Annotated in this window: 15 protein-coding genes; 8 read left to right on the forward strand and 7 right to left on the reverse strand. The window is 58.8% G+C overall.

The features are described 5' to 3' along the window. Positions 1-12 precede the first annotated feature (12 nt). The 7 genes from H6650_13310 to H6650_13340 all read left to right on the forward strand — a co-directional run bounded on the left by H6650_13310 (position 13) and on the right by H6650_13340 (position 7,068). Positions 13-1,710 carry a class I tRNA ligase family protein gene (locus H6650_13310; protein ID MCB8952980.1) on the forward strand — a complete coding sequence of 566 codons (1,698 nt, stop codon included), beginning with the start codon at positions 13-15 and terminating at the stop codon, positions 1,708-1,710. Beyond that, positions 1,697-2,602, forward strand: a complete 906-nt coding sequence (locus H6650_13315; GenBank protein ID MCB8952981.1) for an ABC transporter ATP-binding protein — start codon at positions 1,697-1,699, stop codon at positions 2,600-2,602. The genes H6650_13310 and H6650_13315 overlap by 14 nt, the downstream gene beginning before the upstream one ends. Further along, positions 2,589-3,350 carry an ABC transporter permease gene (locus tag H6650_13320; GenBank protein ID MCB8952982.1) on the forward strand — a complete coding sequence of 254 codons (762 nt, stop codon included), beginning with the start codon at positions 2,589-2,591 and terminating at the stop codon, positions 3,348-3,350. Before H6650_13315 ends, H6650_13320 begins: the two co-directional genes overlap by 14 nt. Positions 3,351-3,364: 14 nt before the next feature. After that, positions 3,365-4,249: a hypothetical protein gene (locus tag H6650_13325; GenBank protein ID MCB8952983.1), complete on the forward strand. Its 885-nt coding sequence runs from the start codon at positions 3,365-3,367 to the stop codon at positions 4,247-4,249. 28 nt (positions 4,250-4,277) lie between these two features. Then, entirely contained in the window at positions 4,278-5,426 is a 1,149-nt protein-coding gene (locus tag H6650_13330) for a DegT/DnrJ/EryC1/StrS family aminotransferase (protein MCB8952984.1), read from the forward strand. A gap of 322 nt (positions 5,427-5,748) precedes the next feature. Next, entirely contained in the window at positions 5,749-6,756 is a 1,008-nt protein-coding gene (gene iolG, locus H6650_13335; GenBank protein MCB8952985.1) for an inositol 2-dehydrogenase, read from the forward strand. A 48-nt stretch (positions 6,757-6,804) separates the two neighbouring features. Then, complete coding sequence (locus H6650_13340) at positions 6,805-7,068, forward strand: YkgJ family cysteine cluster protein (protein ID MCB8952986.1); 264 nt, start codon at positions 6,805-6,807, stop codon at positions 7,066-7,068. 8 nt (positions 7,069-7,076) lie between these two features. On the opposite strand, the gene H6650_13345 is transcribed toward H6650_13340, so the two are convergent. After that, positions 7,077-7,874 (reverse strand): YdcF family protein, encoded by a 798-nt coding sequence (locus H6650_13345; protein ID MCB8952987.1) that lies wholly within the window; start codon positions 7,872-7,874, stop codon positions 7,077-7,079. Positions 7,875-8,004: 130 nt separating this feature from the next. Here H6650_13345 and H6650_13350 point away from each other — a divergent pair, with 130 nt between their 5' ends. Next, a complete protein-coding gene (locus H6650_13350) occupies positions 8,005-8,751 on the forward strand; it encodes a hypothetical protein (GenBank protein ID MCB8952988.1) in 747 nt (248 codons plus the stop codon). Positions 8,752-8,784: 33 nt separating this feature from the next. Here the strand turns inward: H6650_13350 and H6650_13355 are convergent, their stop codons facing one another. From H6650_13355 to H6650_13380, 6 genes are all read right to left on the reverse strand, one after another. Further along, positions 8,785-9,279, reverse strand: a complete 495-nt coding sequence (locus tag H6650_13355) for a hypothetical protein (GenBank protein MCB8952989.1) — start codon at positions 9,277-9,279, stop codon at positions 8,785-8,787. Positions 9,280-9,326: 47 nt separating this feature from the next. Then, positions 9,327-10,751: a PASTA domain-containing protein gene (locus tag H6650_13360; protein MCB8952990.1), complete on the reverse strand. Its 1,425-nt coding sequence runs from the start codon at positions 10,749-10,751 to the stop codon at positions 9,327-9,329. A 326-nt stretch (positions 10,752-11,077) separates the two neighbouring features. Next, on the reverse strand, positions 11,078-12,382 hold the full coding sequence (locus H6650_13365; GenBank protein MCB8952991.1) for a PASTA domain-containing protein: 1,305 nt from the start codon (positions 12,380-12,382) through the stop codon (positions 11,078-11,080). 18 nt (positions 12,383-12,400) lie between these two features. After that, on the reverse strand, positions 12,401-13,180 hold the full coding sequence (locus H6650_13370; protein MCB8952992.1) for a hypothetical protein: 780 nt from the start codon (positions 13,178-13,180) through the stop codon (positions 12,401-12,403). Positions 13,181-13,402: 222 nt separating this feature from the next. Continuing rightward, positions 13,403-14,140 (reverse strand): hypothetical protein, encoded by a 738-nt coding sequence (locus H6650_13375; protein MCB8952993.1) that lies wholly within the window; start codon positions 14,138-14,140, stop codon positions 13,403-13,405. 84 nt (positions 14,141-14,224) lie between these two features. Then, positions 14,225-14,755, reverse strand: a complete 531-nt coding sequence (locus tag H6650_13380; protein ID MCB8952994.1) for a hypothetical protein — start codon at positions 14,753-14,755, stop codon at positions 14,225-14,227. Position 14,756: the final 1 nt, after the last annotated feature.

A 14,756-nucleotide genomic window follows, 5' to 3' on the forward strand; every position in this document is an offset into this window, starting at 1 on the left:
AGACGGCAAACTGTGGATACATTGAGCAATCTGCTGCAAATGGAAGAAAAATGGCGGAATGAATGGCAGGAAAAGCGCGCATACGAGGCTGCATTTCCTGACGAACGACCTAAACGCTATTTATTAGATATGTTTCCTCATCCGTCCGCGGCCGGACTCAGTGTCGCCCACTGCCGCAATTTCGTGGGTACGGATGTGTTTGCGCGCTTCTCGCGGGCGCAAGGCTATAACGTGCTTTATCCCATGGGTTGGGATGCTTTTGGCATCACCGCGGAAAAAGAGGCGCGGCAGCGCGGAATTCCCCCGGCGGAGGTGATTCGAGAACACGCCGCCAAGTATCAGAAACAGATGCAGCGTCTGGGGCTTTCGTACGACTGGTCGCGCAGCCTGAATACCAGCGACCCCGGCTACTATCGTTGGACGCAGTGGTTTTTTCAGTTGCTGTACCGGCGAGGATTGATCTACGCGGAATCCCATGTGCGCACCTGGTGCGCCCACTGCGCCAAAGTGTTACGCGCCGTCGAGGTGGATGAAAGGGAGCGCTGCTGCCGTTGTGGTCGGTCCACGAGTCAGATCATTTCGCGGGAGTGGTTTGTGCGTATCACGGCCTACACGGCCAAACTGGACAGGACATTGGATGCACTCGATTGGCCGGCGGCCATGAAGAAGATGCAGCGCCACTGGTTGTCACAGTTGCGCGATTGGTCCATAAGTCGCCGCCGCTATTGGGGAACGCCGCTGCCGCTGATTCATTGCCCGACTTGTGGCGTCCAACTGGCGCCAGAACTGCCGGTGCGGTTGCCATCCCTTGCCGGTGGTCCCCTGCCCACGGATCTGGCACAGGTTCCGGGGTTTTGCGATACGATTTGCCCCCAATGCGGGGAACCCGCGCGCCGGGATGAACATGTGCTTTCGGTGATGTTTGATTCGGCCTGGCATTTTTTGCGTTTTGCCGTTCCCGACTCGGAACAGTTCCCCTTTGCCGGCGAAGCCGCGGCTTACTGGATGCCGGTGGATTTGTTGGTGGGCGGGGCGGAACAGACGAATTTTGGGCTGCTCTATGCGCGTTTTGCCGGCATGGTCCTGGCGGAAGCCGGCTACTTGTCCCAAACCGAACCCTTCCCCCGCTTTGCCCAGCAAGGCGTCGTCCATGGGCACAACCACCAACGAATGACCAAAAGCAAGAACAACGTCGTCAAGATCAAAACCTTAATAGACCGGTATGGTGCTGACGCCTGCCGCTGGTATCTGCTATCGCTGGCCGACAACGGCAGCAGCATTGACTGGAAGAACCACGACCCGGCTTTGCGCGGCGCCCACAAATGGCTGCGGCGCGTCGTCTACCTGTCTCAACTGTATCCGACCCCGGCGGATGCCGTCGCGCAGTCCCTGACGCTGCCGCCAGATGACATCACGCTTCAGTTTCTCCCGTTGCTGCATGAAGCAATCACCCAGTTCCACCTTTACCATTACATGGTTGAACTGATGGCCCTTATCAAGGCATTGCGACGCGAAGCCCACGCCGCCTCGCCCGTACCCTGGCGCTGGGCAGGGACCCTATCCATTTTGCTGAGATTGCTGGCCCCGGTTGCCCCCCATCTCGCCGAAGAATTGTGGCAGCAGCGTGGTTTTGCCGGCAGCATACACCAACAGCCGTGGCCGGTTCAGGCCCACGCCATCGTAGGAAACCCTCCCCATGCTGGTTTATGACATTCAAAACCTCACGAAACAGTATCCGGATCAGTCACGTCCGGCCAATGAAAACATAACGCTGCAAATTGAACAGGGCGAGATACTGGGTATTCTGGGAGACAATGGTGCCGGCAAAACAACACTCGTGCGCCAGATGGTCAACCTGTTGCGTAGCAGCAGCGGCAGCGTGCGGCTTTTTGGTCAGTTGGTGGGGCAGGATGATTTGTTTGTGCCGGCATACGTCGGCTACATGCCACAAGAAAGCGCCGCCCTCAACCACCTCACCGTCAGCGAAGCCCTTTACTTCACCGCCCACCTGCGCGGGCTTTCCCGCGCCGCCGCCCGCGCCGAACGGGACCGCCTGCTGGAAACGTGGCAGCTACAGGCGCGGCAGCGCACCGTCTGTGCGCGATTGTCTGGGGGACAGCGCCGTCTGCTGCGCCTGGCTGTGGCCGTCGCCGGTTCGCCACAAGTCCTCATTCTCGATGAACCGACCAACGACCTCGATCCCCAACGTCGCCGACTGGTATGGAACACCCTGCGCACCATCAATGAAGAATACCAGACCACGATTGTCTTCATTACCCACGACGCCATCGAAGCGGAAAAAGCCGTCAAGCGCGTGGTCATCATGCGCGATGGGCGCGTGGTGGCGAACGGTCGCCCGCGGGATTTGAAGAAACAGATTGACCAGAAGCTGCGTCTGGAGCTTTTCTTGCCACCGGGACGGACGCCGGATGGTCTGGCCGGGTTGGAGATGCAGCAGCGGCAGCCCGGTCACTGGTTTTTGCTGCTGGATCGGACGCAGGTGGCGGACACGCTGGACGCCATTGATTTTGATCTGGTTGACGATTTTCGCCTCTATTCGGCGACACTGGAGGATTTGTACCTGTATTATGCTAACCAATAAGACCCGGCTTCCGCTCCTGGCCCAATTTGCTGATCTGTTTCTTATTGAAATCACCAACTGGCGCTGGTCCTGGCGCAGTCTGGTCGTGCTGGGCACGGTGGCCCCGCTGATGAGCATTTTGGCGCTCTCCTTGTTCGCCGACAAGTCCAATCCCGAAACGCTGAGCTATATCCTCACGGGCAATATCGTGATGGCGTTGATGTTCGGCATCAAGGACAAACTGCAAAGCCATTTCATGTTCATGCGCATACAAGGCTCGCTGGATTATTTTGCCACGCTGCCCGTGAACAAGATGCTGCTGGTGGCTGCCGCCACGGCTGCTTTTCTTTGCCTGGGCCTGCCTTCCGTGGTGGTGACGTTATTCTTTGGCGCGTGGTTATTGCGTATTCCCCTGTCCATCAGTCCGTGGGTGCTGCCGGTGGCTGTTGCCGCGGCGATTTCTTTGTCGGGCGTGGGTGCATTGGTGGGGATTTGGGCGCGCACCCCGGAGGATGCCGGTTCTATCAGCACGTTGTTGACTTTTTTAATGTTGGGTATCGGCCCGGTGCTGATTCCGCCGGAAGGGCTGCCGCCACTGCTGGTGATTTTGGGGCGTTTTAGTCCTGCTACGTATGCTTCGTCTGCTTTGCGCCAGGTTCTGTTGGGACCGCTGACGCCGCGGCTCTGGGTAGATGTGGCGGCTTTGCTCGGTTTCAGTCTGATTACTTTTGTGATGGTCAATCGGCAGTTGGCCTGGCGGAGAGAGTGAGAGAGGGGTGTGTGATGATTGACGCGGAAACGGGTGCGCGGGCGGAGCGGTTCTTGCTGCCGCTGCGCGTGGCGCGCGAGGTGGTGGGGGAGCGGATGACGATTTTTGGCAGCAGCAAGTTGACGGAGGGCTGTCTGCAATCTAATCGGTATATATTGGACTTTTTGCCGTTTGACGAGAATGCCGGCATTCAACACCACTGCCACACTCTTTGCGGACGGCTGGGAGCCGGTGAGCGCGTCGTCGCCCAGGTGCAAACGCTACTCAATGAATTGGGCGGCGTGCGCTTCCTGGGCGTCGCCGAAGAAGACAACCGCATTGTCTACAAGGTGTATTTGGGGATGAAAGCCGCGCCGGCCCCGCCATCGCTGCGCGCCGTGACAGGTCAGGTTGCATTGGGCGCGGCCATCGGTTGGGTTGCGGAAACGGACCATCTGGCGGTGAAGAGGTATGCCGGCATTCCCGTGATCAGCCAGGAATCGCTCCTGCCCCTGGTGCGCGAGGCGTTGTTTCCCCCGGAAAATGCCGGCATATACCGGGATCAACGGGATGCTCTCTGGCGCGCTTGCCGCCACATCCTGGCCAACACGCGCGATCCCCTGGCCCTGTTCCTTGTCAAATCAACCACCACCAGTCGTCAATCCGTGGACATCAAGCTGGCGCAATTCTCGATTAACGCCGTCGCCCACCATTTGCGCGATATGGCCGTGGCCCTTCACCTCCCCCCCGCCCCATTCGCCGACTGGCTGGCAAAACAGGGAGAAAACCAGTTGAGCCGGCTGGCCGTAGGTAGTGATGCGCAAGGCCGCCCTTTTATTACCACCTATTCATGGGGAATGGAAAACCCCGCCATCAACTATGCCAGGATGGGTTCATTCTTGGAGAATGAACCAATCTAAAAAGGATACGCGGAGGAATGTTAGCGCCATGAAAGACAAGGCCCTGGTGGCTTTTTCCGACACAATTATTACTTCAGCATTGGATCGCATTCGAGATGTTTTAGAGTCGGGCTGGATTGCTGCCGGCAAAAACGCGCGCGAATATGAGGCGCACCTGGCGCGGCTGGCGCATCGCCGTCACGCTGTCGCTACCAGTTCAGCCACGGCTGCTTATGAAGTCGGCATGCGCGCCCTGGGACTGCGCGATGGGCAAATGGTCTTTGCCGCGAACAGCTTTGTCGGCATGCCCTTGCTGTGCGCGCGGTTCGATCTGGAGCCTGTTTTTTGTGACGTGACGGTGGAAGCGGGCATGGCCCCGACGTGGGAGCAAGTCGCTGCTGTTCTCACGGAACGCACTGTTGCTGTCTGCCTGACCCAGCTAGGTGGTTTTGTGGCCCGTGACGCGCCTCGCATTGAGCAGGAATGCCGGCAACGGGGCATCATCCTCATCGAAGACTGCACCCATGCGCTAGGGGCCAGCTACCAACAGCGTTATGCCGGCAGTTTTGGCGACTTCTCTTTTGCCAGCACGCAGGCCACCAAAGTCTTTAGCACGGGCGAGGGAGGTGGTTTGCTGACCGACCGCGAAGACGTGGTCCAACGCGCCCGCGAACTGATGACCTTTGGCAGCCGCGAGCGCGTTTCCGGCGGCCCAATCGCCTATGAAGAGGGATACGCCTGGCGCGCCTCGGAACTGGCCGCCGCCCTCGGCGCGGCAGTCTTTGCCGAAGCGGACGACATCCTGGCGCGGCGCCGCCAGTTGGCGCATACCTACGACCGCCTGTGGGAACAGGCTAACCTGGATCAATTTGGACTGCGCCGCGCCCCCGTCCCCGATGGATGTGATCCCGTTTGGCTCCGCTACGTTTTTCTGCTCCCCTCCGATTTGCCGCGCCAGCCGCTCAAAGACGCGCTCTTTGCGCGCGGATTCCGGTTGGACGGAGAACTGTGGTCGCTGCCCGTGCCGCGCCACCCCGTCTGGCAGGGCTGTTATGAACATCTGGCATTTCCCGGAGCTACCTATTTTACAAACCACCACGCCTGCCTGCCTCTGGGGCTGCGCCTGGAAACGACGGACCAGGAGGCGCTCATGGAGGCTCTATACGACATCTTGCGCCATAGGGCGTGGACTGCATAGGAACGGAGATTTTTATTTCATCGTCAGTCCTCAGTAGCCGCCCCAAACAACTTCACGTTTTCATCAGATGGCTACTGACAAGCTATCCATGATAGCCGCTGTCCGCACAATTCCGCTAACTTAATTGCGGACAGCCACTTAGGGCGCATCCGTTAAGAAAGGCATCGCTCAGGAATTGACGGAATGTCACTTTTTTGTTGTCGTATGAGGGTTCGTGCAAATTAACTTCGGACTGTTCGACCGGCAAGAACCCTTCCAGCGCATCCATTCATTCCTGAGCGCGGCCCGGATAAATGGATGCGCCCTTTGCGGGGATCATCTCATGACGCATCTCAACGTTTCTATCATCGGTTTTGGCCGTATGGGACAAATTTATAGCGCGCTTATTTCGGAGCAGGTTCGGTATGCGCGCCTCCACAGTATTGTCAGCCGGACGTCGGCGGCGGCGACGGTTATTGAACGCGAATATGGCGTGCCCCATTACGTGGAGGTTGAAACGGTGTTGGCGGACCCCGCCGTCGATGCGGTGGTGGTGGCTTCTCCCACGCAGACGCATGGTGAGATTGTGGTGGCGGCGGCAAATGCCGGCAAAGCCATCTTCTGCGAGAAACCGGCGGCCCTCACCCTGGCAGAAACAGCCGCCATGCAGCAAGCCGTAGACCAGAAAGCCGCCTTCTGCCAGATTGGGTTCAATCGGCGATATGATGAAGGGTTCGTCGCCGCCCACGCCCGCATTCAACAGGGCGAAATCGGCCAACCCTTTCTCATTCGCTCCCTCAGCCGCGATCCCTATCGCCCAGGTTTGGACTACCTCGCCCATAGTGGCGGCATTCTCGTTGACATGGGTATCCACGATTTTGATGTCGTGCGCTGGCTGATGCAGGATGAAATAAGCACCATCTATGCCAGCGGAACCACGCAACGCTACCCCGAACTGACGGAAGTTGATGACGTTGATACCGCCATCGCTTCACTCCACCTGTCTGAAGGCGCTCTTGGGGTTGTCGAAGTCAGCCGCAGCGCCGGCTACGGCTACGACATTGCCTGCGAGGTCATGGGGACGGCGGGGACACTCCGCATTGGCTATCTCCAAAAAACGCCGCTACTCACCCTCAATCAACAAGGCGTCTCCCACGATGTGGTCCCCTACTTCAATGAGCGTTATGCTTCTGCCTATCGCGCCCAGATAACTGATTTCGTCAATCGGGTACGACAGGAACGTCCCCCCTTCGTTTCCCTGGCCGATTCATATGCGGCGTTGCGAATCAGTCTGGCTGCGCGACAATCACTACACCAACACGCTCCCATAAATTTGCCGCCAACGGGTTAGTGGTTTTCGGGCGGTAGAGACTCTGGCTTTTGAAGGGAATTGAAGCGCATGGAATGTCGTATCGGTTGTGCCGCTTGTTGTATCGCCCCATCGATTTCGTCCCCCATTCCCGGAATGCCGGCAGGCAAGCCGCGGGGCGTTCGCTGCGTGCAGCTCACGCCGGACAATCGCTGCCGCTTATTCGGTCTGCCGGAACGGCCCGCGGTCTGCGCCCGGTTTCGTCCCCATGAGGAGATGTGCGGCGCATCCGCCGCAGAAGCGCTTGCCTGGTTGTCGGCATTGGAGGAGGCCACCGGCCCATCGGGCGGGTGAGTCATCAGCTAAAGCCAGCCGCGCAGCCGGTAAACGATCAGGCCCATATACTCCTTGAGGACGCGCGTGGTCAGTTCCAGGTTGTTGGCGTCCGGCACAAGACCGATCACGAAAGAAGCGACGTTCCCCGACCACATCCGCTGCCAGTCCCGTTCCGTCAGCGAGAAATCCGTAGGCGCGGGCGTCACCGTCACCCCCTGGCGCGCAAAAATCTTCACCGCGCGCGGCATGTGCAGCGCCGACGTCACCAGGATCACGCGCTCAATCCCCTTTTCCGCCAATAGCTGGCGCGTAAAAACCGCGTTCTCATACGTGTTAATGGAGCGCGCCTCGCGCCAGATAGCCGCGTCGGGCACGCCCATCAATTGCAGCAGCACGGCCATATTGTCCGCCTCGCTGGCTGATTCTTCCGTAAAAGGCAAAATGCCGCCGGAAACGAGAACGTGCGGCGCGTTGCCCTGTTGAAAAAGCTGCGCCGCGTAAATCAGGCGGTCCCCTGCCTCCCCCACCTCCACGGTGGGGCGGGGTGGGTGCGCGGAGCGCGTTGCCCCGCCCAGCACGACGATCACCTCCGCCGAGGGGATGTCGCCCACGGGTAGATATTGCCACTCCAGCGACCGCGCCAGACTGAGCGACACCCAGCGATTGCCCCCCAGCCACAAGGCCAGGAATGCGCCAATGAGGAGCGCGCGCTGCCGGCGCTGGCCCCGATGGCGCGCCGGCCACAGCGCCGCCAGCAGCAGTATGCAGGCCAGCCCCAGCGGGTAGAAGAATAATGGGAGGAATTTGGAGAGGAAGAAGAACATAGGCCTCCGTAGAGAAATGGCTACAGGTTGACTTTCGCTTTCCTTGTGCTACATTTTCTGACAGATACTGGTCCGCGGGCCGTGTTGTTGCCTGACAGACCTCACTGACTGAGCCGAGGAATTTCCCATGGTGGATGCGTTACGAAAACCTTTTTTTGTGGTCGCTTTGCTCCTGCTGCTGCTGGTTGTGAGTACGGAGATTGGGGGAGGATTGGCGGTGTCGGGGTCGTATGCCGGCAATATCTGCAACAAACTCCCCAACGACGACGACATCCGCAAAGAATGCGACCCGGACGAAGCCAACGGCCTCAAAGAGGACGTGCCCGGCCTGGCGATTTCCTACCTCGCCCTCGTGGACGGCGTCCTCCTCTTCACCGTCGGCCTGATGGGTGCTTCCCTGCTGCTCCCCGACTCTATTCACGGGCGCATTCAGGGCATCATCACCCTCATCTTCGCCATCCTCCTCATCCTGGCCTCCATTGCCCTCATCTTCGTCGCCCTGGGGAAACTGCTGTTGATGGTTGGGCTGTTCCTCTCCGTTCCCTTCGGCACGATTGCCTACTTCGCCGCCTTTGCCAGCTTCCCCCGTGGCGCGGCGGCTGCCGTCCTCAGCGGCATCATGCTCCTGAAGATCGGCTTCGTTGCCTGCTTGCTCCTGGCGCAACAACGATTCCTGCAAAACAAAGGGCTGGTGCTGCTGATTCTCACTGCCCTTCTGTCCAACATCATCGTCAGCTTCCTGCACGGGCTGGTCCCCGGCTTCCTCGTGAGCATCACCGACGCCCTGGCGGCCATCATCCTGGGCATTATCGCCGTCATCTGGCTAATCGTCTTGCTCATTGGCTCCATCCCCGCCATTATCAAGTCTATTGTCTGAACAAAAACCGGGTTTTTCAAAAAAACCCGGTTTTTAGGGAAAAACGAAGCCGCAAGCGTCGCCTAACTGGCAGGTCACGGTCAGTTTGATCATGTCCTGCTCTGTCTGGCGACGGTAAATGTCCATTTCCACCGTCTGCCCTACGCCCACGCCCCGCTCGCGGCTGGTGAGCGTATCCCCATCTTTTTGCACCGTCTGCACCAGAAACAGGTCCGCGCCCTCGCCCGCCGTCATGCGCAGGCGAATCGTGCGCTGGGTGTTGGCGGGCCGCCAGGTTAGCTCGCAGCTTCCGCCGGCGGGCACGGTCAGCCGCTCCTGCGCGTCGTTCAGGCAGCCGGCGGGCGTGGCGCGGATGATGTCGTCCACGCCGGCCTGACTTGTGGGAATCCACTTCTTGAACGATTGCACCCAATCGGCGTCCGTCATGTCTGGCGGACTTTCGTCGTCCTGCCCAACGCCTGCGCCAATGCCCACGGCAAATATGACGCAGATGATTATGAGGATGACAATAACGGGTTTGGGATTCATGACAGTGCGCTCCTGACTGGTCCGGCGCTAAACCTGACAGCCGGCCGCTACGGCTTTGGCGTTGCTGTCGGCACCAGGAATTTGGTGAAATCATTAGGGATAACGCCTTGTATCTCGGTCCCGACGACGATGTTGTCAATAACAGAGATGCGGTCCTGTTTTTTGAAACAGGGGCTGGGGAAATTGGTGCTGCCCTGGAAACCGCACCAGTCATTATTCGTATTCCAGTTGCCCTGAAACTGCTGGCCCGTGCTGGTGAGGACGAGGAAGAACTGGATAGTGCCTTCATTGTCGTTCCGTGTCCAGGAGCCACCCAGGGAGGTGCCGCTGGCGGTGGCTTCGATGCGTCCGTCCGTGCCGGCATATGTGCCAAACACGCGCCGCCCATCCTGGAACAACGTCATCGGTCCTAGCCCGCTGTTTGCCTGCCACGTGCCATACCACGACGCCACCCCACATGGCGAAGGCTTGCTTTGTCCCGCGCGGTAGCCACACCACGTCAGCACCCGATTCCAGTTGCCGCGCCAGAAAAGACCACTTTCATCCAGCCAAAAATCAAACGAACTATCCGCGCCCGAATAGGACATCGTCCCCGAAAGGCGATTGCCCTGCACGGTCCCATTGATGCTGCCCAGACCATTCCCAAACGAGCCGCTCACCTGATTGCCGACCTGCGTCAGATTCATATCCGCGCAATCCAGCACGTCGCAAAAGGTCGTCCATGAGCCGCCCCACGCGCCAGGGTCGGGTGTGGGCGTATCCGGTTTGGGCGTGTTGGTGGGCGTGGGCGTGTCCGTGGGGGGGGGCGGCACAGGCGTATCAGGTCCCGTGGAAATAAACAGGCTCACGGGGGTTGATTTCTCCAGTTCCGTGTCTGGTTCCGGTTCCGTACGCACCACCAGGTTCGCCGCTATCTGGTCGCTGGCCTCATCACGCACGCGCCCAATTTCCAGGTCGCTGGCGACCAGCGTTCCTTCAGCATCCGCTTCCGTCAGACCGCGGACATCCGGCATGGTCACCGTCGATGCGTTGTTGAGTATCAAGATGACCACGGCGATCACGGCCAGCACGCCGACAATGATCGGGATAATCCAGAAGGGAAATTTCTTAGGCGGCGGCGCAGGCGCCGGCACGGCGATGGTCGCCGTAGGGCCTTCGGTAACGCCCTCATCGGTATTGGCGACATCAACCATCCTCAAGCGGAACGTGTAGCTGCCGGCAGCCGCGGTGGGAGGCACCTTGATGTTGACCGTGAACTGCTCCGCCGCGCCGATGACAAAGGCGCGTTCATTCGCGCCTTCCACTTGCAACCAGGTGGCGTGTGCTTCACCCTTGGGGACCGTTTCCAGGATAGCCCGCCCCGTCATGGGGCGACCACTGGCATTGAACACCGTGTATGCGGCGCTCCCCTGGCGTTTGGCATTCAATTGAACGCTGTTTGATGCTACCGTAATCGTGAATTCGTTGGACACGGCTTTCTCCTTGTTTCTGGCAACCATGAGAGCGGCTTAAGGGCAACTTGATAACGGTCTGGAGTCTGGCGAAATTCACAAACGCCAGTGTCCAGCAACGGTTATTGTACACGAGGAAACAAGATGATTAAAGCAACAAGCCATTCTTCCGGCAATTCTTGGCATCTTGTCCCGTTTGCCCCACATGTCGCAAAAGGGGGGCAGGCGCGGAGAAAGGACCACCGACCTGGAGCAAAGGGAATCTATCGTCAACCCCAGGCCAGATTGATTCCAAATTGAGCATTACTGCCGGTCTTCCGGCGAAGTTTCACAAGCGCGTTCGCTTCTCAGGGAACGAGCGCGGCGTTGTAGATTTGTAGATTGCGGATATACCCTTTGAAAAGGGTGGCGTTCGAGTAATCCGTTACCATGACGTTGGCGTTATTGCCATGATCAATGGTAAAAGATACCGTGCAGCCCAGAACGCCGTTCAAATAGAGACGGGCCTCACCTTGATTGTAGATGACGCGGGCGCTGTACCACCGACCGGCCTGGTAAGTCACGGTACAGTCGGCGTAATTGCTATTGTTGTACTTCAAGCGAATGCCGCCATCGCTTTTCAATACGAAACCGATCCAGCGATAACCCCGACCCCCGATAAAAACGGGGCGATTAGCCAGTTCGTCTGCCTTGAATTCCACGGCAATGGTAAAGCGATTGAAGTTCATGCCGCTTATTTGGGGCGTCTGAATACGGCAGCCACTTGCATTGTTCAAGTCGTACTGACCATTGCAGTAGGCCGCTTCATCCACAAATGAAATGGCTTGAAGGTCCAGGTCGTCGTTGCGGCCGGTGACTTCGCGGCCGTTTCGCGCCAGTGGATAGAATGCCAGGAGCGACGGATCGATGGTTGGCGTAGGGGTGTGCGTTGGCTGCTTCGTGGGGGTTGGCGTGGGGGTGAAGACGGGTGTGTTCGTTGGTGTCGGCGTCATCGTGACGTCCGGCCCCGTGGAAAGATAGAGCGCCACCCGCGTCGCTTTTTCCACATCGGCTCCTGCCTCCGGTTCGGTGCGCGCCACCAGGCCCGCGGCCACATCGTCGCTGGCCTCGTCGCGCACGCGCCCTATTTGCAGCCCTTCCGCCACCAGCGTTCCTTCGGCATCTGTTTCCACCAGCCCGACCACGTTGGGCATGGTGGCGGTCTTGGGGCGCGTGATCAAAAAGACGATCAGGGCGATGACGGCCAGCACGCCGACGATGATGGGGATGATCCAGATCGGGAATTTGGCGCCCCCGGAGACCGGTTCAGGCACGACTACGGTTACAGTCGGCCCCTCTGATACACCCTCATCTGTATTGGTAACGTCTACCATCTTTAGGCGGAAATTGTAGCTGCCCGCGGTCACCGTGTCAGGCACGTTCACATGCACCGTGAACTGCTCGGCAGCGCCGATGGCAAAGGCCCGTTCGCTTTCTCCGGCCACTTTCAACCAGGCGGCGTGGGGCATTCCTCCAGGCATCGTCTCCAGAATGGCCCGCCCTGTAATCGGCCGCCCACTGGCGTTAAACGCGGTGTAGGTGGCGCTGCCCTCTCGTTTGGCGTTCAGTTGAACGCTGTTCGACAGTGCCGTAATTGTAAATTCGTTAGACATGTGTGCTACCTCCTCCCATCAAATCCACATGGGAATGTTCGAACCTCCACTTCCTGAAGAGTGGCTTTCCGCCAGCCGCTCTGAAAGCGCGTTGGCGCCCGCCGGCGTCGCATTTTCTTCCAACGCACCAATGAAGTGGAATATCCAACCAAAGGCGAAAAGATTCAGCGTGTGACCTGCTTCGTGTTTCTTGTGCCAGGTGCCGCCAGAGTCCTTATCCACAAAGGCGAAGTTGCCCATGTTGAAGGCCGTGTCAATAGGATTCAGGTTGCTGATCCAGCCGCCACGCATAAAGAACGTGCCTGTGTGCCAATCGGCCACGACGCCGAGAATGCGGAAGTAGTTGACGCCGGCCAGGCCAAGAATCAGGTAGCCTAGCACATTCAGCAGGAAGAATAAGGCCCCCAGCCCCGTCACCAGCCAGGACATGGGCATGAGCCAGTTTAGCCAGCCCGCCAGGGTCTGCATCACCACATTTTGCGATATGGGGGCAAAAACCATTATGAAATTGAGCAGGCCCAGGACAATGCCGGTGATCATTCCCGCTGTTTCACCCAGCAACAGCCCATAGACCGTCATGGCCAGCACGGCATTGGCGCCGGCGTTAACGCCCACCAACCAGCCGCGCATCACCTCCCCCAAACCGGTGAGCGCGGTAAAACGGGCGATGATGTAGAAGATGAGCACCACACCGGCAACGATACCCAGGCTGGCCCAACTGATACCCAAACCAAAATACAGGCCCACCATTCCTCCGGCGGCCAATAATCCACCCAAAGCTGCCCACCAACTTTTCATGATGCTTCTCCTTCAAACAAGGGTCAGCAGGAAGTGGTCATGATGCGGCGGTGCGCGCTGACCCGGTTATGGTGACGTCTCTGACCGCCGTCACTAGATTTTGCCAGCGTCAGGCATCGAAGCGTATCGCGCCGATAGGGGCGGTCCGCCCAATTGAATGAAATAGTCTGTGGGATACGCAGGCCAGCCAGTCGTCCGCGGTGCGTAGGCGGAGGTGATAGCTTACCTTTGCCTGAATGACAATCCGAAGTAGGTGCTGTAACCAACCACGGCCACGGCCTGCATGATCACGTAGGTTATGAATACCCAATGCCCTTTGTCAATGCTGGGGTCGCTGACCAGGGCCGCGAACAGCAGCCCGGACAGGGATGCCAGCGAAAAGGCAAAGACGATCCAACGAAAGTCCCAGAACCCGGCCTCAGGTAAGACGCGATTGTGCCAGGTGGAGTAATAGACCCAGAGAAAGTGACTGAGAATGATCAACCAGATGAGCCAGGAAAGGACGATGATGCCGGCATCTCCAATCTCCGCCTGAAACTTGCCCCAGTCAGACGCAGGCCCGGAACCACCCCACAACCCCTTGATGGTGTTGTACCCCAGGTCAATACACACCCCCAGGTAAAGGAACGTGAGGATAAAGCGCCCGGACCGGCTGCGAACAGGCGCCCATATAAACAGGGCCGTAAAGACCAGGATGAGCACCAGGTCAACGAACTGCGGCGTAGCCACGAAGCCATTGCCGCCTGTAAAAGCGACGCCATTACGAAAACCGACGGCGCTCACGTGGGCGTAAGGGGCCAGTTTGGGGAAACTGCCGGTCGCAAAAAGCGCCGCTACCGCGTGCGAGCCTTCATGGATCAAAGTTTGCCAGAAGTATAATGCCGGCAATCCCAAAGCGATCCACCCTAGCGTCCAGCCGCTGGGCATCCAGAAATGACCTAATCTTTGACCGTAGTTCACCAGTACCTCCTGTCCGTCCCAGACCATGAAACCGTTCAATCAGAACAAATGTTGATCCCGCCAGGTCCGGCCTTCTGCCCGCTTTCATTCAGCAAAGAGCAGTTTGTAAGTCACGTAGGCCGGCTTTTCCATCTCGATAATGCGTTCCAACAGCGAGCGGTACGGTTTGACGCTCGCCGGGGCCGTGATCTGTAAATGATAAGGCGCAACGCGCCCATCCTCCACCACGGTCTCATTAACGTCAAACCCCGTTACGCCTGTGGCTGTTTCCAGGAAACGCAGCAATCCCCGGCGCGTGCCCCGCCATTGCGACAGGTACGCCGCCGCGGCCACCAATTCGCGCAAGCGACCGGTTCCGGTTGAGAGCGCATCAATCGGAGACGATGGCGGCAGATCGCGCAGCAACGACGCCAGGTCTACCCAGGTGGCCAGGAACGGGACAAATGCGTCTGGTGTGCGCCGGGGATCAAACGCCATGTCCAGGCTTGCCAGCACCTCTTCTGCCGGCGCGTGCATCTGCTCCATCACGGCCAGCAGCGCCATCAACGGGTTTTCCGGCACAGCCGTACGCTGAAATATCTCAGGCAACAGTTGCAAAATCTCGTTTTGCTTCATG

It is taken from the genome of Ardenticatenales bacterium (assembly GCA_020634515.1).
GTDB lineage: Bacteria > Chloroflexota > Anaerolineae > Promineifilales > Promineifilaceae > JAGVTM01.

Excerpts from the sequence above, each read along its gene's own strand:
- H6650_13315 (MCB8952981.1), top strand. The coding sequence starts at position 1,697 with ATGCTGGTTTATGACATTCAAAACCTCACGAAACAGTATCCGGATCAG.
- H6650_13320 (MCB8952982.1), top strand. The coding sequence starts at position 2,589 with ATGCTAACCAATAAGACCCGGCTTCCGCTCCTGGCCCAATTTGCTGAT.
- H6650_13325 (MCB8952983.1), top strand. The coding sequence starts at position 3,365 with ATGATTGACGCGGAAACGGGTGCGCGGGCGGAGCGGTTCTTGCTGCCG.
- H6650_13330 (MCB8952984.1), top strand. The coding sequence starts at position 4,278 with ATGAAAGACAAGGCCCTGGTGGCTTTTTCCGACACAATTATTACTTCA.
- iolG (MCB8952985.1), top strand. The coding sequence starts at position 5,749 with ATGACGCATCTCAACGTTTCTATCATCGGTTTTGGCCGTATGGGACAA.
- H6650_13340 (MCB8952986.1), top strand. The coding sequence starts at position 6,805 with ATGGAATGTCGTATCGGTTGTGCCGCTTGTTGTATCGCCCCATCGATT.
- H6650_13345 (MCB8952987.1), bottom strand. The coding sequence starts at position 7,874 with ATGTTCTTCTTCCTCTCCAAATTCCTCCCATTATTCTTCTACCCGCTG.
- H6650_13355 (MCB8952989.1), bottom strand. The coding sequence starts at position 9,279 with ATGAATCCCAAACCCGTTATTGTCATCCTCATAATCATCTGCGTCATA.
- H6650_13365 (MCB8952991.1), bottom strand. The coding sequence starts at position 12,382 with ATGTCTAACGAATTTACAATTACGGCACTGTCGAACAGCGTTCAACTG.
- H6650_13370 (MCB8952992.1), bottom strand. The coding sequence starts at position 13,180 with ATGAAAAGTTGGTGGGCAGCTTTGGGTGGATTATTGGCCGCCGGAGGA.
- H6650_13380 (MCB8952994.1), bottom strand. The coding sequence starts at position 14,755 with ATGAAGCAAAACGAGATTTTGCAACTGTTGCCTGAGATATTTCAGCGT.